Annotated in this window: 20 protein-coding genes; 10 read left to right on the top strand and 10 right to left on the bottom strand. The window is 68.8% G+C overall.

The features are described from left to right. Positions 1-110 precede the first annotated feature (110 nt). From rlmB to J7520_RS07120, 5 genes are all read left to right on the top strand, one after another. Positions 111-848: a 23S rRNA (guanosine(2251)-2'-O)-methyltransferase RlmB gene (gene rlmB / locus J7520_RS07100; protein ID WP_291185896.1), complete on the top strand. Its 738-nt coding sequence runs from the start codon at positions 111-113 to the stop codon at positions 846-848. 25 nt (positions 849-873) lie between these two features. Next, positions 874-1,971, top strand: coding sequence for an acyltransferase (locus tag J7520_RS07105; protein ID WP_291185898.1), 1,098 nt, complete (start codon positions 874-876; stop codon positions 1,969-1,971). Positions 1,972-2,061: 90 nt separating this feature from the next. After that, positions 2,062-2,739, top strand: coding sequence for a sigma-70 family RNA polymerase sigma factor (locus tag J7520_RS07110; RefSeq protein WP_291185901.1), 678 nt, complete (start codon positions 2,062-2,064; stop codon positions 2,737-2,739). Then, complete coding sequence (locus J7520_RS07115; protein ID WP_291185903.1) at positions 2,736-3,092, top strand: hypothetical protein; 357 nt, start codon at positions 2,736-2,738, stop codon at positions 3,090-3,092. The genes J7520_RS07110 and J7520_RS07115 overlap by 4 nt, the downstream gene beginning before the upstream one ends. Positions 3,093-3,128: 36 nt before the next feature. Continuing rightward, positions 3,129-3,695, top strand: coding sequence for a hypothetical protein (locus tag J7520_RS07120; RefSeq protein WP_291185906.1), 567 nt, complete (start codon positions 3,129-3,131; stop codon positions 3,693-3,695). A 177-nt stretch (positions 3,696-3,872) separates the two neighbouring features. Here J7520_RS07120 and phoU read toward each other — a convergent pair whose 3' ends face one another. The 8 genes from phoU to J7520_RS07160 all read right to left on the bottom strand — a co-directional run bounded on the left by phoU (position 3,873) and on the right by J7520_RS07160 (position 16,408). Continuing rightward, complete coding sequence (phoU, locus tag J7520_RS07125) at positions 3,873-4,604, bottom strand: phosphate signaling complex protein PhoU (protein WP_291185908.1); 732 nt, start codon at positions 4,602-4,604, stop codon at positions 3,873-3,875. 88 nt (positions 4,605-4,692) lie between these two features. After that, positions 4,693-5,436 carry a phosphate ABC transporter ATP-binding protein PstB gene (gene pstB, locus J7520_RS07130; protein ID WP_291186540.1) on the bottom strand — a complete coding sequence of 248 codons (744 nt, stop codon included), beginning with the start codon at positions 5,434-5,436 and terminating at the stop codon, positions 4,693-4,695. Positions 5,437-5,509: 73 nt separating this feature from the next. Next, the gene (gene pstA, locus J7520_RS07135; RefSeq protein ID WP_291185910.1) at positions 5,510-6,406 is read right to left on the bottom strand and encodes a phosphate ABC transporter permease PstA; all 897 of its coding nucleotides are present in this window, start codon (positions 6,404-6,406) and stop codon (positions 5,510-5,512) included. Further along, positions 6,403-7,392, bottom strand: coding sequence for a phosphate ABC transporter permease subunit PstC (gene pstC, locus J7520_RS07140; protein WP_291185912.1), 990 nt, complete (start codon positions 7,390-7,392; stop codon positions 6,403-6,405). Before pstC ends, pstA begins: the two co-directional genes overlap by 4 nt. A gap of 89 nt (positions 7,393-7,481) precedes the next feature. After that, positions 7,482-8,465, bottom strand: a complete 984-nt coding sequence (gene pstS, locus J7520_RS07145; RefSeq protein WP_291186543.1) for a phosphate ABC transporter substrate-binding protein PstS — start codon at positions 8,463-8,465, stop codon at positions 7,482-7,484. Positions 8,466-8,908: 443 nt separating this feature from the next. Next, positions 8,909-11,881 carry a hypothetical protein gene (locus tag J7520_RS07150; RefSeq protein WP_291185915.1) on the bottom strand — a complete coding sequence of 991 codons (2,973 nt, stop codon included), beginning with the start codon at positions 11,879-11,881 and terminating at the stop codon, positions 8,909-8,911. 249 nt (positions 11,882-12,130) lie between these two features. Next, on the bottom strand, positions 12,131-13,729 hold the full coding sequence (locus J7520_RS07155) for a hypothetical protein (RefSeq protein ID WP_291185918.1): 1,599 nt from the start codon (positions 13,727-13,729) through the stop codon (positions 12,131-12,133). 186 nt (positions 13,730-13,915) lie between these two features. After that, positions 13,916-16,408, bottom strand: a complete 2,493-nt coding sequence (locus J7520_RS07160; protein WP_291185921.1) for a winged helix-turn-helix domain-containing protein — start codon at positions 16,406-16,408, stop codon at positions 13,916-13,918. A gap of 373 nt (positions 16,409-16,781) precedes the next feature. Here J7520_RS07160 and J7520_RS07165 point away from each other — a divergent pair, with 373 nt between their 5' ends. After that, positions 16,782-17,453, top strand: coding sequence for a hypothetical protein (locus tag J7520_RS07165; protein ID WP_291185923.1), 672 nt, complete (start codon positions 16,782-16,784; stop codon positions 17,451-17,453). A 111-nt stretch (positions 17,454-17,564) separates the two neighbouring features. After that, positions 17,565-18,041, top strand: a complete 477-nt coding sequence (locus tag J7520_RS07170; protein WP_291185926.1) for a glycine zipper 2TM domain-containing protein — start codon at positions 17,565-17,567, stop codon at positions 18,039-18,041. Between the two features lie 12 nt (positions 18,042-18,053). Here J7520_RS07170 and J7520_RS07175 read toward each other — a convergent pair whose 3' ends face one another. Next, positions 18,054-18,476 carry a YbaY family lipoprotein gene (locus tag J7520_RS07175; RefSeq protein WP_291185928.1) on the bottom strand — a complete coding sequence of 141 codons (423 nt, stop codon included), beginning with the start codon at positions 18,474-18,476 and terminating at the stop codon, positions 18,054-18,056. Positions 18,477-18,616: 140 nt separating this feature from the next. On the opposite strand from J7520_RS07175, the gene J7520_RS07180 reads away from it, so the two are divergent. The 3 genes from J7520_RS07180 to J7520_RS07190 all read left to right on the top strand — a co-directional run bounded on the left by J7520_RS07180 (position 18,617) and on the right by J7520_RS07190 (position 21,219). After that, positions 18,617-19,330, top strand: coding sequence for a pseudouridine synthase (locus J7520_RS07180; protein WP_291185930.1), 714 nt, complete (start codon positions 18,617-18,619; stop codon positions 19,328-19,330). Positions 19,331-19,402: 72 nt separating this feature from the next. Further along, complete coding sequence (locus J7520_RS07185) at positions 19,403-20,116, top strand: helix-turn-helix domain-containing protein (RefSeq protein WP_291185932.1); 714 nt, start codon at positions 19,403-19,405, stop codon at positions 20,114-20,116. 35 nt (positions 20,117-20,151) lie between these two features. Beyond that, the gene (locus J7520_RS07190; RefSeq protein ID WP_291185934.1) at positions 20,152-21,219 is read left to right on the top strand and encodes a hypothetical protein; all 1,068 of its coding nucleotides are present in this window, start codon (positions 20,152-20,154) and stop codon (positions 21,217-21,219) included. 70 nt (positions 21,220-21,289) lie between these two features. Here J7520_RS07190 and J7520_RS07195 read toward each other — a convergent pair whose 3' ends face one another. Further along, on the bottom strand, positions 21,290-21,790 hold the full coding sequence (locus J7520_RS07195; protein WP_291185937.1) for a Rid family hydrolase: 501 nt from the start codon (positions 21,788-21,790) through the stop codon (positions 21,290-21,292). Between the last annotated feature and the right edge of the window lie 103 nt (positions 21,791-21,893).

Here is a 21,893-nt window from a genome sequence, read left to right on the forward strand (position 1 = left end):
TTCGCGCGTGGTCCGAGCCGCCCGCCGATTCCGTTCCGTGCCGGCGCGGCGACGCCGCGCGATCCGGCTTCCACCGATCCTCCCATACCCATCCCCAATTCCGGCCTTCGATGAGCAACGAACTCCTGATCGGCATCCACGCGGTCGAGGCCGCGCTGAACCACGACGTCGGCAATCTGGTCGAGCTGTACATCGAGACCGGATCGCAGAACGCGCGCGTGAAGGAGCTCGGCGAACGCGCCCGCGAACTCGGCGTGAAGCCGCACGCGCGCGATCGCGCCGCGCTGGACCGGATGACCGGCGGCGCCCGTCATCAGGGCGTGGTCGCGCGCTACAACGCGCCGGCGCCGCTGCCGGAATCGGCATTGGCTGAGCTGGCCGAGAAGGCGGGCGGCGAGGCGCTGTTCCTGGTGCTCGACGGCGTCACCGATCCGCACAACTTCGGCGCCTGCCTGCGCAGCGCCGAGGCGGCCGGCGTGACCGCGGTGGTGATGCCGAAGGATCGCGCCGTCGGCGTCACCCCGACCGTGCGGCGCGCCTCGGCCGGCGCGGCCGATCGCGTGCCGATCGTCGCCGCGACCAATCTCGCCCGCACGCTGAAATCGCTGAAGGACGCCGGTGTCTGGCTGGTCGGCCTGGTCGGCGAGACCGAGCAGTCGATCCATGCGGTCGACCTGAAGGGCCCGATCGCGCTCGTGCTCGGCAGCGAAGGCGAGGGGCTGCGCCGCCTGACGCGCGAGGCCTGCGATTTCCTCGCGCGCATTCCGATGCGCGGTCAGGTCGAGAGCCTCAACGTGTCGGTCGCGACCGGCATCGTGCTGTTCGAGGCGCTGCGGCAGCGTGCCTGAGCGGGTTCCGAGCGACGGCACGCGCATGCGCGGGCACGTTTTCGGCCTCGATCTCCTGCGCGCGATCGCCATCGCGATGGTGCTGGTTTCGCACGCGAGTTTTTTCTTCCTGCCGCTCACGCACGATCTTCAGGCCTTCGAGGCCTGGTGGATGCTCGGCCATTTCGGCGTCGAGCTGTTCTTCGTGCTCAGCGGATTCCTGATCGGCGGCATCCTCGCCGACCAGGCGCAGGCCGGCGCTCTGGACGTCCGCCGGTTCTGGCTCCGGCGCTGGCTGCGCACCTTGCCGAACTACTATCTGTTCCTGCTGATCAACGTCTTGATCGAGCGCTGGGTCAGCGGCACGTGGCCGTCCGCCGCGGCCTATCTGGTGTTCGCGCAGAACCTGGCCTGGCCGGTGCCGATGTTCTACGTGGAGTCGTGGAGCCTCGCGATCGAGGAGATCTTCTACTTCGTCGCGCCCTTGCTGATCCTCGCGGTGACGCGTGTTCCGTTCCTGCGCGCCGTTCGGCCGACTGCGCTGGTGCTGTCCGGCATCGCGCTGTTCACGCTGGTGCGCATCGCCTATGTCGCGCACTACCAGCCCGACTGGGACGAAGGCATCCGCAAGGTGGCGCTCCTGCGGCTCGACGCGATCGCCTACGGCGTCGTCGCGGTGCTGTGGTTCCGCAGCGCCCGGCCGTCGCTGCGGACCGCGTCGCGCATCGCGCTCCTCGGTACGCTCGGCCTCGCTTTCTGCATCGCCGCCTATCTGCTGCTGCCGCGCGACCAGAGCTTCTTCGCGCGCACGTTCCTGTTCAACCTGATCTCGATCAGCTTCGCGGCGTTCCTGCCGTTCGCGGCGTTGTGGCAGCGGAGCGGCTGGCCCGGGCTGCTCGATCTGGCGACGCGCAAGCTCGCGCTGTGGTCGTATGCGCTCTACGTGTGCCAGCTGGCTCTGCTGCGCGTGCTGGTGTCGGGTTTCGGCTGGAAAGGGGACAGCTTCGCCGGCTGCTCGATGCAGGCGCTGGCCTTCGTCGCGATGGCGATCGCGTTGGCCGCGTTGATCTACCGCGTCTACGAGCGGCCGCTGCTCCGGTGGCGGGACGTCGTCGCGCCCAAGGCGGCCGGCAACACGGCCTGACGGCGCCACGGAGCGCTGTCCGCGACAGCGCTTAACCCTTTTCCCCGGCTTCCGGCGATGATGGAATCGTCACTCCCACAGCCGGACATCATGCGCGCAGCCGCCATCACCCCGAGCGACGGAACCTGCCTGGAGCTACTGGACTTCGCGTTCGCGCATCTGCCCTGGCGGGAGCGCAAGGCGACACGGCCCGCCGTCGTGCAGGAAGTCGCCGACGAGGCGCTGATGACCGCCTACGGTCGCGGCGACTCGCACGCGTTCCGCGCGCTCTACCTGCGTTATCACGAGAAGCTGCATCGGTATCTATTGCGCCTCGCGTCGCATGCGGACGAAGCCGAGGAAGTGTTCCAGGAGGTCTGGATCTCGATCATTCGCGGCCGCGAGCGCTACGAGCCGCGCGCGCCGTTCGCCGCCTGGCTGTTCTCGATCGCGCACCGGCGTGCGACCGATCGTTGGCGCGAACTCGGCCGGCATGCGCCGGACGCGCACCATCGCGCCGACGGCGACGCCGACGCGTGGGAGGAACTGCTGCCGCCGGTCACGCTGACGCCGGAGCGCAGCAGCGGCAACGAGGCGCTCGGCCAGGCGCTGCTCGACGCCATCCAGCAGCTGCCGCTGCCGCAGCGCGAGGCGTTCCTGATGAAGGCCGAGGGCGACCTGAGCCTCGAGGACATCGCCACGGCGACCGGCGTTTCGCGCGAGACCGTCAAGAGCCGGCTGCGCTACGCGCAGAATCGGCTGCGGGCGGCACTGGAGGAATGGCGATGAACGACGACTCGATCGACGATCTGGTCGCGCTCTACCGGCGCAGCGCACGCGAAGCGCCGGCGGCGCGCGTCGACGCGCACATCCTGCGCACCGCCGCGCGCACGCACGCCGCGCGCGGCGCCTGGATCTGGAAGGCGGCGGCGCTCGCCGCCAGCGTGCTGATCGGAATCGTCTGCTACGTGTTGCGGGTTTCGCCGCCACCGCCGCCGCCGATGGCGAGCGCGGCCGCCGGATACGACGAGGGGCGCATCGCCGCCTACCTGATGCGCATGGACGTCGGTCCGCCGCGTTCTCCCGTCGCGCAATACCTGCTGACCCATGCGTCGCGGGCGACCTTCCTGGCCGACGAGTGACGTCGACTTCTTCCCATCCGAACTGGAGAAACGATCGTGAAGAAATCCCTCTGCCTGGCGTGGTTGATCGGCTGCGCGCTGGCCGGCGCAGCCCACGCCGACATCCCCGCCGGCTGGAGCGCCACCGGTTCGGCCGCCAGAGACTACGAGATGGGCAGCGTGGCCGGAAAACGCCATCCGGGCGACAAGAGCGGCTTCATTCGCGCCAAGGGCGACAGCGCCGGTTTCGGCACCATGGCGCAGATGATCGACGCCGAAGCGTATCGCGGCAAACGCGTGCGCCTGTCCGGCTTCCTGCGCACGGAGCAGGCCGGCAGGGGCCAGATGTGGATGCGCGTCGACGGTGCCGGCGAGCGCTCGCTGGGCTTCGACAACATGGACGATCGCGCGCTGGTCGGCGACACCGATTGGAAGCGCTACGAGATCGTGCTCGACGTGCCGGACGGCGCGATCGACATCGCGTTCGGTTTTCTGCTGTCGGGCAAGGGCGAGATCTGGGCCGACGATTTCCAGCTCGAGGTGGTCGGTCCGGACGTGCCGGTCACCGGCGGGAACCTGCGCAAGCTCACTCGCGAGCCGGTGAATCTCGACTTTTCGCAGTGACGCGCCAGGGCGGCGAATCGGCTCGCTCCGTCGACGAAAAAGCCGCCTTTTCGGGCGGCTTTTTCGTTGGTCCGCATGGAGCCTTCTGCGTGCGTCGTCGCGAACGGGCGGGCGCGGAGGTGGCGGCGCGAGCGAGATCCCGGCGTGGGCTCCGCTCCCGTCGCGCGCCCGTCCGCTTCAGCGCGGATCGTCGACCGGCAGCAGCGAAGACGTCGTGTCGCCCTTGCGGCGCACCTGCGCGATGTGCGCGCCGTGCACGAGGAAGTAGACGTTCTCGGCGATGTTCGTCGCGTGGTCGCCGATGCGCTCGAGGTTCTTCGCCATGAAGAGGAGATGCGTGCACGGCGTGATGTTGCGCGGATCTTCCATCATGTAGGTGAGCAGTTCGCGGAACAGGCCGGTGTACTGCTCGTCGAGTTCCTCGTCGCGCGTCCAGGCGTCGAGCGCGCGGTCGGCATCGTTGTCGCGGTAGGCGGCGAGCACTTCGCGCACGAGGTTCTCGGCCAGGCGCGCCAGGCGCGGCAGCGCGTAGGCCAGCTGCACCGGCGCCGACTGGTTCAGCACAATCGAGCGCTTGGCCACGTTCGCCGCGTAGTCGCCGATGCGCTCGATGTCGGCGGCGATGCGCAGCGCCGCCAGGATCTCGCGCAGGTCGCGCGCCATCGGCTGGCGCAGCGCGAGCAGGCGCACGACGTCGTGGCTGACGTCGTGTTCGAGTGTGTCGATCGCCGCGTCGGACTGCACGACCTTGCGCGCGGAGTCGCTGTCGCGTTCGAGCACCGCGTCGATCGCGGCGTCGAGCTGGGCGAGCGCGATCTCGCCCATGCGCTGGATCTCGCCGGTCAGGCGGTTGAGTTCCTCGTCGTAGCTCTTGACGATGTGTTCGCTGGTGGGGGCGTTTGCGTTCATTGGGATCTCTTGAGCGGTGAGCGGTGAGCGGTGAGCGGAGGAGGCGAGCTTTTTCCGCTCACCGCTCACCGCTGCCCGCTCACGACGATTAGCCGAACCTGCCGGTGATGTAGTCCTCGGTCTGCTTCTTGGTCGGCTTCGTGAACAGCGTTTCGGTAGCGCCGAATTCGACCAGCTCGCCGAGATACATGAACGCGGTGAAGTCCGAGCAGCGGGCGGCCTGCTGCATGTTGTGCGTCACGATCGCGATCGTGTAGTGGTCCTTCAGCTCGGAGATCAGCTGCTCGATCTTGCCGGTGGCGATCGGATCGAGCGCCGAGGTCGGCTCGTCGAGCAGGATCACTTCCGGACGCAGCGCGATCGCGCGCGCGATGCACAAGCGCTGCTGCTGGCCGCCGGAGAGGCCGAGCGCGCTCTGCTTGAGCTTGTCCTTCACCTCGCCCCACAGCGCGCCCTGCGTCAGCGCCAGCTCGACGCGCGCGTCCATCTCGGCGCGCGACAGCTTCTCGTAGTGGCGGATCGCGTAGGCGATGTTGTCGTAGATCGACATCGGGAACGGCACCGGCTTCTGGAACACCATGCCGACCTTCGAGCGCAGCCGGTTCAGCGGATACTTCGGATCGAGGATGTTCTCGCCGTCGAGCAGCACTTCGCCCTTCGCCTCGAGCTTGGGATAGATCGAGTAGATGCGGTTGAAGATGCGCAGCAGGGTCGACTTGCCGCAGCCGGACGGGCCGATCAGCGCGGTGACGCGCTTCTCGGCGATGTTGAAGTTGACGTCCTTCAGCGCGTGGAAGCCGTTGTAGAAGAAGTTCAGATTGCGGGCGGCCATCTTGGTCGCGCCGGCCGGCGCGACCTCGCGGCCGGTGGCGCCGACGATCGGCGTGGCGATGGCGAGGCGGGCGTCAGTCATGGCTGGTCTTGTTCCTGAGCAGGATGGCGCGGGCGAGCAGGCTGAGCAGAAGCACGAAGACCGTGAGCACGAGCGCACCGGCCCAGGCCAGCGTCTGCCACGATTCGTACGGGCTGCCGACGAACTGGTACATCACCACCGGCACGCTGGCCATCGGCTTGAGCAGATCGGTGCTCCAGTACTGGTTGCCGAAGGCGGTGAACAGCAGCGGCGCGGTCTCGCCGGTGATGCGCGCGAGCGCGAGCAGGATGCCGGTGACGATGCCGGGCAGCGCGGCGCGGTAGAGCACCTGCATGGTGACCTTCCACTGCGGCACGCCGAGCGACAGCGCGGCCTCGCGCATCTGGCCCGGCACCAGGCGCAGCATTTCGTCGGTGGTGCGTACGACCACCGGAATCACCAGCAGGGCGAGCGCGATCGCGCCTGCCAGCGCCGAGTACTGCTTGAACTGCATCACGATCACGATCGCGACGAACAGGCCGATCACGATCGACGGCGCGGAGATCAGGATGTCGTTGATGAAGCGCGTGACGGTGCCGATGCGCTTGTTGCCGGCGTATTCGGCCAACCAGGTGCCGGCGGCGACGCCGAGCAGCGAGCCGATCACGATCGCGATCAGGCAGATCACCGCGCTGCCGAAGAACGCGTTGAGCAGGCCTCCGGCCGACATCGGCGCCGGGGTCATCTTGGTGAACAGGTCGAGATTGACGCCTTTCAGGCCGTAGCTGAGCGTCGTCCACAGGATCCAGAACAGGAACACCAGGCCGAACAGCGCCGCCGCGCAGCCGAGCACGAGCGCGAGGCGGTTGACCACGGTGCGGCGGAAGTACAACCGGCGCTCGACGGCGGCCTTGCCGGCGTCGGGAGCGGGGATGACGGCGGAATTCATGCGTTGCCTTCCTTGCGCGACAGGCGCAGCAGCATCAGGCGGGCGGCGGCCAGCACGATGAAGGTGACTACGAACAACACGAAGCCGAGCAGCAGCAGCGAGGAGCGGTGCAGGCCGGTCGACTCGTTGAAGTCGTTGGCGATCAGGGCGGCGATCGTCGTGCTCGGCTCGAGCAGCGACGGGGTGAACTTGACCGAGTTGCCGACCAGATAGGCGACCGCCATCGTCTCGCCGAGCGCGCGGCCGAAACCGAGGAACACGCCGCCGACCACTGCGGTGCGCGTGTACGGCAGCACGATGTCCCAGACCACTTCCCACTTGGTCGAGCCGAGCGCGTAGGCCGATTCCTTCAGGCGCGTCGGCACGGTCAGGAACACTTCGCGCATCACCGAGGAGATGAACGGAATCACCATGATCGCGAGCACGAAGCCGGCGGTCAGCATGCCGATGCCGAGCGGCGGGCCGGTGAACAGTGGGCCGATCAGCGGCCAGCTGCCGAGGTGATCGTTGAGCCACGGCGCGACGTGCTCGCCGACCAGCGGCACGAACACGAACAGGCCCCACATGCCGTAGATGATCGACGGGATGCCGGCGAGCAGCTCGATCGCCGAGGCGACCGGGCCGCGCAGCCAGTTCGGCGCGATTTCGGTCAGGAACAGCGCGATGCCGAAGCTGACCGGCACCGCGATCAGCATCGCGATGAGCGCGCTGACCAGCGTGCCGTAGATCGGAATCAGCGCGCCGAATTTCTGGTTGACCGGATCCCATTCGGCGGAGAAGAAGAAGCCGATGCCGAACTGGGCGAGCGCTTCGCGGCCGCCCCACAGCATCGACAGCGCGATGCCGATCAGGGTGACCAGCACGAAGATGCCCGCTGCGGCGAGCAGGCCGCGGAACAGCTTGTCGGCGCGGGCGTCGCGCTCGGCGCGCCGGCTCGCATCGATGACGGCGGCGGGCAGGGCGGCGGCAGGCGAGGAAGCGGCCATCACTCGATCCTTAGGAGATATCCGGACAAAGACGCGCGCATCGTCGGGATGCGCGCGTCGGCGTTGCGGTCGTCAGCAGCAGCGGACGATCAGAGCTTCACTTCCGCCTGCCAGTAGGCTTCGATCTGCTCGACCAGCGACTTCGGCAGCGGCACGTAGTCCAGCTCCTCGGCCTGCTTGGCGCCGTTCTCGTAGGCCCACTTGAAGAAGTCGAGCACCGACTTGGCTGCGGCCGAATCCTTCGGCTGCTTGTAGACCAGGATGAAGTTGGTCGCGGTGATCGGCCAGGAGTTCTCGCCCGGCGCGTTGGTGATGACCAGGTGGAAGTCCTTCGCGTTCTTCCAGTCGGCGCTGGCGGCCGCGGCCTGGAAGCTGGCCAGGCTCGGCAGCACGAACTGGCCGGCCGAGTTCTGCAGCGCGGTGTAGGTCATCTTGTTCTGCAGCGCGTAGGCGAGTTCGACGTAGCCGATCGAGCCCTTGATCTGCTTCACGTAGGCGGCGACGCCTTCGTTGCCCTTGCCGCCGACGCCGACCGGCCACGACACCGTGGTGCCTTCACCGGCCTTCGACTTCCACTCCGGCGAGACCTTCGACAGATAGTTGGTGAAGTTGAACGTGGTGCCCGAACCGTCCGAGCGGTGCACGACGGTGATGTTCGCGTCGGCCAGCGTCACGCCCGGGTTGACCTGCGCGATCGCCGGGTCGTTCCACTTCTTGATCTTGCCCTGGTAGATGTCGGCGAGCAGCGGGCCGGTGAACTTCAGCTTGCCGGCTTCGACGCCTTCGACGTTGACGACCGGCACGACGCCGCCGATGACCGACGGGAACTGCGCCAGGCCGGCTTCGTCGAGTTCCTGCGGGGTCAGCGGCTTGTCCGACGAACCGAACGACACGGTGCCGGCCTTGATCTGCGTGATGCCGCCGCCGGAGCCGATCGACTGGTAGTTGATCTTGTTGCCGGTCGCGTTGTTGTAGCTGTCCGACCACTTCGACAGGATCGGATAGATGAAGGTGGCGCCAGCGCCGGTGATGTCGGCGGCCTGCGCGGAGGCGGCCCCGAGGACGGTCGCCAGACCAACGGCGACGAAGCGGGTCTTGATCGAGGTGAGCACGCGGAGACTCCTCAAAGCAGTGGGAAAGCGAAGGCGGCTCGGAACCCGTTCAGGGTCCGGCCGGCTCCGCGCTTTGTAGGCCCGCGAGATTGCGAAACGATGAGAGTTTTATTTCAGTAATGTTGCATCGGTGCGCTCGGTCACAGATTCGTCCGGTGCGGTTTCTTCGAGATCAATGACTTGCGACCGTTTCGTCGGGGATTGCAATATGACGGCAACCCACGCGTCCGGCCTATCGGATGCCGTGCCGATGCCGAAAATGAAGGTCGTTCGAGGCACGATCCGGCTCCCGTTCGCGACGACCAGGCACGCACTTGCGAGAAAAGAGGCGGGGTTTCCCCCGCCTCGAAACGACACATGCCGGCTTCTTCAGGCGATCGGGATCGCCGCTGCGGCGCCCGCCGTCACCGCGCCGGTGATGGCGCGCCGACGTTCATCCGCACCGGTATCCTGACCAGCGACCTGTCCGGATCGTTGCTGCGCACGCACAGCGTACCGTCCCTGACCTCGCCGTCGGCGAGCCCCGCGCCGTCCAGCGTGAGTGTGACCGGATCAGTGCCGTCCGGCAGCGTCGTGCCGCCGGCCGGCGCGATGGACAGCCATGGCAGGTCCTGCAACTGCGCGCACGGCCCGTGCCCGATCGCGATCGCGAACGCGGCGACCTGCGCGTCGGCCTCTCCGCCGACGGCGCCGATCAGCGTCGCTTCGCCCGTCGCGGGGTCGACGGTGTACAGGCTGTTCGACTGGCCTTCGAGGAGGTACAGCGTGCCGGTCTCCGGATCGAACGAGAGCGACTGGCTGAAACGCGCGGAGACGCCGAGCGCGCCGATCGTAGTGGCCGCGCCGGTGGTCTTGTCGATCGCGACCAGCGAGCTGGAGGCGATCTCGACGCCGTACATCAGGCCGTTGCTGTCGACCGCCAGACCCATCACCAGCGAATAGCCGCTGGCGCCGATGCCGCTGATCGCGCCGACCCGCGTCGGCGTGCCGGTGGCGAGGTCGTACTTGTACAGATCCGAGCCGACCCCGCCGTCCATGACCGTGCCGAATAAGGTGTTGGTGGTGAAGTCCCAGGCCAGGTCGCGCGGACGATAGTCGAGGCCGGTGGGCCCGATGGTGGCGATGGCACCGCTCGCGGTGTCGACCGTCTTCAGATCGCCCGACGGATAGGCGATGAAGTATTCCTTGCTGAAGTCGTCGGCGACGAATTCGCCGCTGAAGGATAGTTCGTCGACGGAGGCGAGCAGGTTCAGCGTGCCCGGAGCGGTGGCGTCGAAGGAAACCCAGTTGCCTTCGGTGGACGACTGCAGACTGAAGGCGTAGGCCGGCACGGCGGCGCCGCCCAGCGGCTGCGGCTGCGCGCGTCGCGGTGTGGCCTGCCGGCGGGCGTGCGGACCTTCCGGATGCACGGCGCCCGTGAGGCGTTCGCCGCGCGCACGCGTGGTCGCGACGTAGCGCGGGCCGATCGGGAAGTGCGCGGTCGGGCTGGATGCACCGATCGTCCACTGCAGATCGCGATCGCCGACGTTGGCGATGTCCAGCAGCGTCGTCGCCGAGCCGTCGGCCGGGACCGTGGCGGCGATCGAGGTCGGTGCGACCTGGATGTCCGGTGCGCCGACGTTCACTGTGACCGTGTCGGAAGCGGTGAAGATCGCCGGTGCGCGTGCGTTCCACTCGATGCCGGTGCCGTCGCCGATCGAGGCCTGGTTGAACGAGAACGGGCTGGCCAGGGTGGAATCGGCCTGCAGACCGATCGTGGCGCAGATGCCGTCGTCGCAATTCGCCGGATCGCCGCCTTCGACGGCGCCGATCGCCGTGTAGGCGACATCCAGATAGTGGAACGAGAGCGTACCCGTCGCCTCGTCGAAGACGACCTCGAACGTCGCCGTGTCGGTATTGCTGGCGCCGTCGTAGTGCGCGCGCTGGTGCCATTCGACGATGAACTTGCGGTTCGGCGCCGTGCCCTGCGTGGCGTGGAAGACGCCGCCGCTGGTGGAATCGAAATCGTCCCACAGCGGCGCGATCAGCGGCACCGGCAGGTCGGCGGTCGGCAGCGGCAGGTTGTCGTAGTAGCCGCCGAGCGGGCAGGACGCGGTGCCGAACAGGATGAAGCCGTTGTTGGCGATGCAGATCTGGTTCGAGGTGTTGCCGTAGAAGTTGAACGAGAACGGCATCGTCACCGCTTCCGCGCCGTCATTCCACAGATCGAGCGCGGTACCGGTGCCGCTGATGTCGATGAAGCCGCCGCCGCAGGCGGCGGCGTCGAAGCCGTCGCAAAAGAGGCGGTCGGTGACCGCCGGGCCGCCGGTGACGACGGTGGCGGCGTAGCCCGGCGGCACGTCCTGTGCGGTCCAGGTCGCCGTGTGGGTCCTGGTCGCGCCGGCTGTGACGACGCGGTTGTACTGGTAGCTCGCGCCGGCGGCCAGCGGCTGGTTGATCAGCCGGAAGAACTCGCCGTCGATGTTGTCGCCGAGCGAGTGGTAGTCGAGCGGCTGCGCGGTGCGGTTCTCGACCGTGTAGCAGAAGTTGACCTGGTCGCCGACGGTGACGTCGAGCGAATCGGCCGTGCCGCACGCGCCGGCGCTCGTGTCGGTGCCGAGCGTCACACTCAGGCAGATGCCGTCAGCCGGGCAGGCGTCACCGGCACCGACCGCGCCGACGACTTCGAAGCCGAAGGACGTGTCGGTGAAGTCGCCGCAGCTGTCGAGCGCAGTCCAGGACGTGCAGCCGATCTCGTAGCCGCCGCCGGGGTTCTTCCACTGCGCGATGCTGCCGGGCAGCGTCGCCGGCGAGAACGCCGACCAGTACATCTGGTTGTTGGAGATGCCGAAGTCGACGTTGCCCTGCAGCGTCACCCAGTAGTGGCCGGGCGGCAGCGAGCACGTGGCCGGCAGGGCGATGCTGAGCGCGGTGCTGCTCGCATCCAGCGTCCCGGCGACGCCGTTCGCGCTGCACAGCGGTGCGGTGCCGTCGTCGGGCTTGCCCGACGCGTCGGCGTAGACGTCGACGTCGTAGGTCGTACCGTCGTCCGGCTCGCCGTTGGCGAACGTGACCGGGAAGTTGAAGCCGCTGACGGTCCATCCCGCGGCGTCGGTGACGGTGAAGTCGTCGGCGCCGAAGGAATCGAAATCGTCCGTGGAGAGCGAGTTGGACGAAACCGGGCCGCTGGTGTAGGTGCCTGCGGTCTGCGAGTAGAGGACCGTGCTGCCGTTCGGCTGCACGTGGCGCGGATAGGCGAAGCGGTTGGCCGAATGGACCGGGCCGGCGGCTTTGGACGTCCTGGTGTTCTTGCCTGTTGCCGCTACGGCGTCGTGCGCGACGAAGGCGGGTGCCGACAACGCAGCCGCGATGCCGATAGCGATGGTGCTTTTACGCATGAACGAATTCCCCATGAAGGTTGCCAGTGAAGCCTTTGGAACCTAACAGGGTTTACTTGAGATTTTCCGCGTAAGGTACTAATTTTATTGAACTACTGGCGAACGTTTTTGCACGAGGGCATTCGGCGTGTGATCGTCGCCTGGATCTGCGCGCAGCCTGGCGAACGACCGCGCCAATAAAAAACCCGCCGCCGGCGAGAGAGTCCGGACGGCGGGTACCGCTTGGGAAGCGAGATCGGAGCGGCGGGATCAGCGCGACTCGAAACCGTCGGCGAAGATCGTGTCGTCGTCGCCGGGCACGTAGTCGTTGATGCTGATCGACTGCAGCGACATGTACATGCCGAAGCTGCCGCCCTGCTGCGTGATGACCCACGAGGTCTTGTTGAAGAACTCCGGGCCGAACGTGCGGTTGATGCGGTCGAGGTCGTCGGAGTCGAACATGCCACCGGCCAGCGGGCCTTCGCTGGTGCCGAACAGCTCCAGTTCCATCATCTGTCCTGCGGTCGCCATCGGCGTTTCGAACAGATGGATGCCGTCGGACAGCGGGTAGTCGTTGGCGATGCGCAGGGCAGGGCCAAAGGTGGCCGGAACCAGCGTGTCGCTGGCGCCGTCGGCGTCGAGACGGAAGGTGTCGAGTTCGATGATGTAGGCGGTGTGCATGCCCGGATCGATTTCGGCGGCGTCGACCGTGGTCACGCGGAAGCTCATCGTCACCGGCGTGTCCACCGCGATGCCGGCGAACGGACCTTCCGGCAGGTCGTTCCAGTTGACCGTGCCGTGCACCTCGACGATCGCCTCGGTCGGCGGCGCCTCGTGCAGGTCGGCGACGTACGAGGTGAATACGTTGTTCGGATTGACGCCCCAGCCGCCGATGGTCTTACCGTCGCCGGAGATGGCGCCGCCGCTGCGCAGAGCCCAGCCGTCCGGCGCCAGGCCTTGCGCGGCGAGGTAGTCGGCGAGGTTCTGGACGCCACCCTTCTGCGTCCACACCGCCGCCACGTAGCTGCCGCCGACGACCGCGTCGCCGACGATCACCGAGCCGTCGTCGCTGACCGCGCGCGGCGAGAACGGGTCGCAGCCGAACGGGCCCTGCAGGCAGCCGATCCGCTGCACGCCGGTCTCTTCGGTCCAGCGCCAGCCTTCGTACTTGAACGTGGTGGTGTTGAAGGCCCGCTCGCCGACCACGACGCGGCCGTCGCGCGAAACGGCGATGGCCTCACCGGACGGGACGCCGTCGGAATCGGCCAGATCGATGGCGGCGCCGTCCTTCCAGATCACGCCGCTGCGGAAGCCGCTTTCCTGGTCGTTCCAGCCGACGATCACGCTGCCGTCGGCGCTCGTCTTGTTGGCGCGCGAGGACCGCTGCGGCCGGTTCACCGGCAGTTTGCTCATCCCTTCGGCCGCGCTCCAGCGGAAGGCGAAGTACTTGCCGGTATCGTCGATCGCCAGGCCCACGGCGACGCCGTTGTCGGAGACGCCGAAGGCTCTGCTGAGGAATCCGTCGCTGGCGATGCCGCCCGGCCACGGTCCGATGACGATCGGACCGTCGAGGAGGTCGCTGTTGCTGTAGGCGAGTGCGGCGACCTGGTTGCCGTCGGCGTCGGTGGTGCCGCCGGCCAGCGCCTGACCCCAGGAGTTGGCGCCGAACGCTTCGGCGAAGTTGCCGACTTCCGTGACGCCGATGTCCTTGGCCCAGCGCCAGCCGGTGTCGACGCCGTAGAGGCTGGCGATGCGGCCGTTCTGCGACAGGGCGGTCAGTTGCGCGCCGGGAGTGGCGAGGTCGTAGAGCGTACCGGCGTGGGCGGAGCCGGCAATCAGGGCGAGGGCAGCGGGCAGCATCGAACGCATGTAGGGGTATCCGGATAGAGCGCCCACGGACGGCGTGGCGGAGGCCGGCCGTTCGGGGCGGAGAGACGGAAGATTGGAGAACCCGCGAGCGTGGTGCGGGTCCGGTCGAGTGTCGGCGGCAGCCGGCGGCACCGCATTCGCGCTTCATTCGCGCTGCGTTCGCGTACCGTCAGTCCATTGATTTTGCTAGAGAACTTGCGCGGTGCGGCGATTCGCAGCGGGCTGTTCGGGCGGGATGGCCAGGTTGGCCGGGATGCTGCGCTCGCCGGCCAGGGCGCGGGCCTGCTGCAGGGCGGTGCGCCAGGCGTCGGCTTGGCCGAGCGCCCGATAGAGGCGCACCTGCAGCAGGGCGCAGCGGAAGTCGCGATCCGCCCAGCGCGCGACCTGGCCGACCACCACCGCGGCGCGCTGCAGCTCCCCGTCGGTGATCAGGCTGCTGCCGTAGGAGACCGCCACTTCGGCGATGTCGCCCGGGATCGCCTGCTGCTCGGCCAGGCGCAGGGTCTTCTCGTACGCCGTGCGCGCGGCGTCGAGCTGCCGTTCCGCCCAACGCTGCTCGGCTTCGGCGAGGGCTGCGGCCAGCGGTGGCGGCACCTGCGTGATGGTGGCGGTCCAGGTGCTGAGGCGCTGGACCTCGGCGGCCGCTTCCTCGTCGCGGCCTTGCGCGCGCAGGGCGCGGATCAGGACTGTCCAGGCGGACGCGCGCTCGCGCAGGTAGTCCAGGTTCGCCAGGCTCGACACTGCCACCGACGCCAGCGTTGCGGCGGCCGCGGCCTGGCCGTCGGCGAGGTCGGCCTCGGCCTGCGCGGTCTGCACGCGCGCCAGCATCACCGGATCGCCGTCGTTCGGGATCGCCGTCAGCAGTTCGCGCAGCAGCGCGCGCGCCTCGAGCAGGCGCCCGTTCTCGGTCAGGGCTTCGACGCGCGTGATCTGGAAGCTGTGCTTCGTGCGCGGATTCTCGAGCCGTCCGAGCAGCGCCCAGGCACGATCGCTGGTGGCCAGCGCATCGGCCGGGCGCAGCAGGGCGAGCTGCGCCTCGGCCGCGTTGGCGAGCGTGAGGATCAGCTCGTTCAGCGCACCGAAGCGCTCGAAGCGCTGCGCAGCGCGTTCGTGCGCGGCCAGCGCGTCGGCGTAGCGGCCGCGCTTGGCGTCGATGATGCCTTCGTTGGCCTCGATCCGCGCCAGCGCCAGCGTGTCGCCGGCGAGTTCCAGCGCGATGCGCGCGCGCGAGAAGTCGGCCACGGCCAGATCCAGGCGCACCTGCTGCGCATAGGCGATGCCGCGCCCGGTGTAGGCCTGTCCGAGCGCGGCCGGCTGATCGCGGTTTTCCAGCAGGGCGATCGCTTCGCCGAAGTCGCGCTCGGCTTCGGCGTTCTTGTCCTGGCGCACGTTGACCGCGCCGGACCCGTTGAGGATGCGCGCGCGCAGCACCGGATCGGCTTCCGCGGACACTTCCTTCAACAGCGTGTCGAGCAGGCCGCGCGCGTGCTCCAACTGGCCGGCGCGGAAGTCGATCTGCACCAGGCGCAGGCGCAGGTCGGGCTGCTTCTGCGCCTCGGCAGGCGCCGATTCGAGCAGGCGTCGCGCGCCGTTGAGGTCGTCGGTGAGCAGCGCCGCTTCGGCGCGCGAGAGCAGTTCGGCGATCGACGCGTCGGGCGTGTCCGACGGCGTCTTCGGCATCGCTTTGCCGAGCACGGCGAGCAGGCGGTCGGCGGCGGCGCGGCCGGCTTCGATCACGTCGGCGCTACGTGCCTCGACTTCGCGGTCGCCGCCGTCGGCGCTGCGCAGCAGCAGATGCACGACCCATTCGTTACCGGTGCGCGTCGCGCTCGGCAGGACGGTCAGGCGTGCGCCGGTCGCTTCGCGCACGCGCAGAGCAGCGGCCTCGCCGCGGCCGGCATCGTCGCGCGCGAGCGCGACGACGTTGTCGGCCGGCACCACGGCCTGGCCGGAGTTGCGCAGGCGCGTGGCGATCAGTTCCATCAAGCCCAGCCGCAGCCAGGCCCATTCGCCGCCGGCGTCGACCTCGACCGGCAACACGGCGGCGGCGTCCGGCGTCGTCTTGCGTTCTGCCGCGACGCTCGTCGTCGGCGCGGGCGCTTTCGCGCGCTCCGGCGCATGACGCCAGAAGCCGAGCGCGGCCACGGCCAGGATCGCGGCGGCGAGCGCCGACATCCAGAACGAACGCGGCCGTGGCGCAGGTGCCGTCGTCGCCGCCGGCGCGTCATCGGCAGCAGGCGTTTCCGACTCGGGCGTCGCTTCGATCGGGACGACCTGCGCGGGTCCCGTCGTCGCCTCGTGGCTTGGCGGTGATGCGTCCTCGCTCGCGGTTTCGATCGGCGGCGCGTCGGCCGGTGGCGCCTCGAGCTGGATCGGCGCGATCCAGCGATAGCCGAAGCGCGGCACCGTGCGGATCGCATTCTGTTCGTTGCCGGTGTCGCCGACCGCGCGGCGCGCCTTCAGCACGGTCTGGCCGAGCAGGGTGTCGGAGACGTCGGCCTTGCCCCACACCGCGGCGATCAATTCGTCGCGGCCGATCGCGCGGTCGCGATGCTCGATCAGATAGGCGAGGCTGTCGAACACTTTCGGCGACAGCACCACGAGCTCGCCTGCATGCTGCAGTTCGCGCGCGGAGGGATCGATGCGGTAATCGCCGAAGCGGTAGATCGGATGAGCCATCGCCGTCAGTTTAGCGTGCGCGGTCGCCGATTTACCCCGATCCGGGGCGTCGATGGACGGAGGCGGGCGACCGGCGGTCCCGCCGGCCGGACAGGCGCGTGGAGATTGATCCGCGTCAGCAGCGCGACTACAGTGCGCGCCGCTGCGTACATCCCATTCCAGAGGCCCTGCCACCTTGGACAGTTCCAGTCGATCTCGTTGCGGCTCCTCGAGCCGACGGAACGCCTGACCCCAAGGTCGCGCTCCGTCCGCTCGGGACGGGGCGCCGGCGCGAGCGAGTACTCGCGCACCGCCTCGCGTCATCGGAAGCAACGCGTCGTCCGGACTCCGGGAGGAAGGTCCTTGGCACGTCCGTTTCATTCGGGGAGCGCCGATGTCCTTCAAGCATCCATTCGTCGTCGCGGTGTTGCTGGCCGCTTGCGCGGGACGCGCGCACGCCGGCGCCAGCCTGTACGTCGACGACGCGGCCGTCACGCCGCCCGGCCAGTGCCAGGTGGAGTCGTGGGCGCGCGCGTACTTTCCGTCGCGGGAACTGACCCTGGTGCCGGCGTGCAGCGCGGCCGGCAACGAGTTCTCGCTCGGCTTCAGCCAGTTCTCCGCGCCGGGCCCGACGCGCCTGTGGTCGCCCGGCCTCAAGCACGTGTTCCGCGACGCCGGCGTCCGGCAGTGGGGCGTCGGCTTCTCGCTCGGCGCGAGCTGGGACGCACGCCGCGGCCGCTGGGTCGCCGGCGCGCTGAGTCTGCCGGCGAGCATCGCCTTCGACGACGACGAGCGCTTCGTCCTGCACGCCAACCTCGGCTGGGGCAAGGCCGAAGGAAAGGTCGGCACCGTCACCGGCGGTGTGGGGGCGGAGTTCGTGCTGGACGAGGCGTGGCGCCTGCTCGCCGAAGTCTACGGTGACCCCCACGGCACCGCGGCCGGCCAGCTCGGGCTGCGCCGGTCGTTCGGCGAGGACGTCTCGGTCGACCTGCTCGTCGGCCACGAAGCCGGCCTCGGCACCGGTCCCTGGCTGACCCTCGGCTTCAATCTCGCCTTCGCCCGCTGACCACCCGCGGCGCGCACCGTGCTGGAAGGCACGTGCCCCGCATTCATGGCTTCTTTACCATCGGCGCGCGAGCATGTGCGCAGTCGTCCCACCCAAAACCGGAGTTCAGCAATGACCAGCAAATGGCTCTCGACGGCCCTGATCGGCGCCGTGATGATTTCGATGGCGGGTTGCGTCGCGACTGCGCCGCGCGCGCGCTACGACGATGACTACTACCAGCGGCGTGCGCGTTTCGATTGCGCGCACAAATGCGGCGTGATCCGCGAAGTCGACCGCGTCTACGTGCGCGACAACGCGACGACCGGCGGCGGCGCCGTGCTCGGCGCGATCATCGGCGGTGTGCTCGGCAACACGCTCGGCCACGGCCGCGGCCGCACCGCGACCACGGTGGCCGGCGCCGTCGCCGGCGGTTTCGCCGGCAATGCGATCGAGCGCAATCAGGGTGACGGCGGCGGCCGCGAAGCGTGGCAGTTCGGTGTCAACCTCGACGACGGCCGCTGGGCCACCGTCACGCAGTGGGACAACGATGGCCTGCGTCCGGGCGACCGCGTGATGATCCGCGACAACCGCCTGATGCTGCTGCGCTGAGGCAGCGACCGTCTAACGCGGATTGGCCGCCGCGGCGCGTACGAGCCGAAGCTCGACGCGCTGCGTGCCGCCGGGCGTGACCGCGACGCGGGTATCGGTCGCGAACTCGAGGTGCCCGCTCGCGTTGCGCAGCGTCGCGCGCAGCGCGTAGCGGTGCGTCGAGAGGATCCTGGTCGTGTCGTAGGGGAGGGCGAAATCGTACGGCGGCCCGTGCAGTTCGGCGAAGGATTGCTGCGCGATCGTGTTTCCCTCCTCGTCGATCAGCTGCACGTCGAGCGTCGCGCCGGGTGCGAGCCGGATGCGTTCGAGATAGGTCGCCTGGCCGAGGATGGCCGTGGTGGTCGATGCGGGCGAGAGCGTCGCCGCCTTCGGGCGCGGCGCGGACTGGCAGGCGACCAGCCCCAGGGCGAGAAACAACGACAGCAGCTGACGCATGGTGCGCATCCGGGAAACTCGAGCAAGGGCGCGTTTTACACGCTGCGCTCGCAACTTGCACGTGCGCACGGCGGCAGAGTCGTTCACGCGCCGTGCGTCGGTGGCTCCGCCGGAGACGGCCGGCCGGCTAGAATCGCCGGATGCGTCTCAACAAACACATCGCAGAAACCGGCTACGGCTCGCGCCGCGAAGCGGACCGGCTGATCGCCGCCAAGCGTGTCCAGGTGAACGGCGTCGTCGCCGGCATCGGCACCCAGGTCGTCGAGGGCGACGAAGTGCTGGTCGACGGTCAGCCGCTGCTGGCGCGACGCGCCGCCAGCGCCACGCGCAAGCACGTCTACATCGCCTTGAACAAGCCGGTCGGCATCACCTGCACGACCGAGCGCGAGGTCGGCGGCAACATCGTCGACTTCGTCGATCACCAGCAGCGCATCTTTCCGGTCGGCCGCCTCGACAAGGATTCGGAAGGACTCATCCTGCTGACCAGCAACGGCGACATCGTCAACGAGATCCTGCGCGCCGAGAACCGCCACGAAAAGGAATACCTGGTCGCGGTGAACCGGCCGGTCACGCCGGAATTCCTCACCGGCATGGCGCGCGGCGTGCGCGTGCACGGTGAGATGACCAAGCCGTGCAAGACCACGCGCATCGCCAAGTTCGGTTTCCGCATCGTGTTGACGCAAGGATTGAACCGGCAGATCCGCCTGATGGCCGCCGCGTTCGGCTATCGCGTGACGCAGCTGCGCCGCGTGCGCATCGTCAACGTCAAGCTCGGCGCGCTGAAGGTAGGGCAATGGCGCAATCTGACCGAGGCCGAGCTGCGCGGCCTGCTGCCCGAACGCACGTCGTGGTGAACGCCGCCGGAAGCCCGCCACCGATGACCAATGGCGCTGTCGCCGCTCCCGACCGGCAGCTAGATTGAGCGCATGCCGGCCTGCTACGAAACCCGCCACGACCGCGGCGACGCGCTGCCGACGCACCGGCATCGCACGGCCTATGCCGCGCTGGTGGTGGAGGGCAGCTACGAGGAGAACAGCGCCGACGGCCCGCTGCCGTTGCGGCCGGGTGTGCTGCTGCTGCATCCGGCGTATCACGCGCATGGCAATCGCTTCGAACGCTCCGGCGCGCGCGTGATCAATCTGGTCCTGCCGGCGCGCGAAGACCTCGCGCAGGCGCAGGCGCGTGTGGTGCCGGACCTGCGCGAGGCGATGGCGATCTTCCGTCGCGCTCCCGAGCGTTTCGAGGAGCTGCGCGCGGCGTGTCCACTGGACGACGAACTCCCCGCCGTTCCGGCCTGGCAGCGCGGCGTCGTCGAGGCGCTCGCGACGAGCGACCGGCCGATCGCCGACATCGCGCGCGAATTCGGCGTTTCCGCCGAGCACGCCAGCCGCGCGCTGAGTCTTTCCTACGGCATGTCGCCGCAGGCGCTGCGGCGGGAATTCCGCTGGCGGCGCGCTCTGGCTCTGCTCGCCACGCCGGCGCCGCTGGCCGAGATCGCCGTCGACGCCGGCTTCGCCGACCAGAGCCACTTCACGCGCATCGCGCGCGCGCATGCGGGGTTGCCGCCGTCGGCGCTGCGCCGCCACGTCGCCGGGATCAAATGCGTTCAAGACGCGACCGGCCCGACCGCGCTGCAATAGCCGCGACGCCGGAAGGCATGCTGGAAGAACCAACGATGCGATACACGTCGCCCCTGCTGGGAATGATGATGGCGCTGCTGTGCCCGTCGGTCGCGAGCGCCGCCGCGGAGGCGAGTACGCCCGCCGCCCGGCAGGCGATCGACGCCTCGACCAGCGCGGCGTTGCAAGGCGACGCGCGGCGCACGCTCGAAGCCGTGGGGTCGGTGCCGGCGGAGCAGTTCGTCGGCGTCGACGCCGACTACCGGGCTTGCCTGTTCGGCCGCTTCGAGCGCAGCGGTCCGCCGTATCTGGCGCCGTCGATCGAGGATGCGTTCGCGCGCGAACTGCTGACGACGTATCAGGACTACTGGTGGCACGCGTTGTCGGCGCCGGCGTCGCGCGACTCGCTCGACGCGGCGTTGCTGTTGCGGCTGCGCAGCTTGATCGGTGCGCCGGCGGACGAGGACTGGGACGTGGTCGAGAAGCGTCTCACCGATCGTCTGCGCGAACGCGGCTACTACGCGCTGGCCGGCCGCACGCCGCCGCTGCGCGAGCTGATGGTCTGGCACAAGCAGACCTCCAAGTCCTACCGCGTCGCCTTGCCCGACAGCGAATACCAGGTCGACGTCGAACTGCTCGACGATTTCGTCAGCCGCGGCTGGAGCTACTACGCCCGTTGCGGCCGCGGTTCCGCCGGCGGCTGGGCGGCGGACGACCGCATCTACGCGGTCGTTCCGTGGCTCGACGGCAACCTGGATTCCGATCGCTTTCGCGCCAGCTTGCTCGGCCACGAGACCCAGCATTTCTCCGATCTGAAGCGCTTCCCCAAGCTGGAGGCGTGGGAACTGGAGTACCGCGCGAAGTTCACCGAGACGTGGATGGCGCGTTCGACGCTGCCCGAGCTGCTGGCCCGTTTCGCCGCCAGCCAGAGCGACGACAAGGATTCGCCGCACACCTACGCGAACAAGCGCGTGCTGGCGGCGCTGCGCGCCCAGCTGGAAACGCGCGGAATCGCCGCGACGAAGCCGGATCTCTCCGACGCACCGGCCGATGCCGTGCGAGCGGCCGCACATGACGTCCTGCTGGCGGATTCGAAGCGGCGGATGGACATCGCCAAGCCGTGAGTGGGCCGGTGTCGCAGTCCGGCATCGGCATTCGAGCGTCGGACTGCGATGCGGTCGAACGCCGGCTTGACTACTGCGCGGCCGGCGGACGTTGCACGACGAGCTGCTTGCCGGAGCCGACCACGGCGACGGCGCGCATTTCCACCGGCGCGCCGTCGGCGAGCAGCGCCGTCGTTCCGACCGCGGTCCAGGCGGGGTAGCCGGTCGGGAAGTATTCCTTGTGGATCGCCAGGAACCGTGCGAACTCGGCCTGGAACGTCGGCGGGTCCTTCGCGTCGACGTGGAAGGTGTCGATCTCGACCACGTCGTCGAGCGTCGCGCCGGCCGCCTCCAGCGTCGTCTTCAGGCGCTTGAACATGGCCCGCACGCGCGCGTCGTAGTCCTCGCCGGGGCCGGCCGGAATGCCCGACACGATCACCGTGTCGCCGACGCGCACCGCCGGCGCGTAGTGGTAGTCGTCGTAGGCGCGCTCGTGGCGCGGCGGGATCACGATCGTCTTCGCCGGAGCGCGCGTCGTCGCGCAGCCGGAGACGAACAGCAGGGGCGGGAGCAGCAACAGCAGGAGGCGCATGGGAATCCTGTCGGAATGGATGGTCGTGGAACATTCCCCAATACGGACGGCAAGGTGCGAACCTATCAGCAGGGCTCGCGTCGATGTTTGCGGCGAACTCGCG

This window comes from Dokdonella sp. (genome assembly GCF_017744955.1).
Lineage (GTDB): Bacteria > Pseudomonadota > Gammaproteobacteria > Xanthomonadales > Rhodanobacteraceae > Dokdonella_A.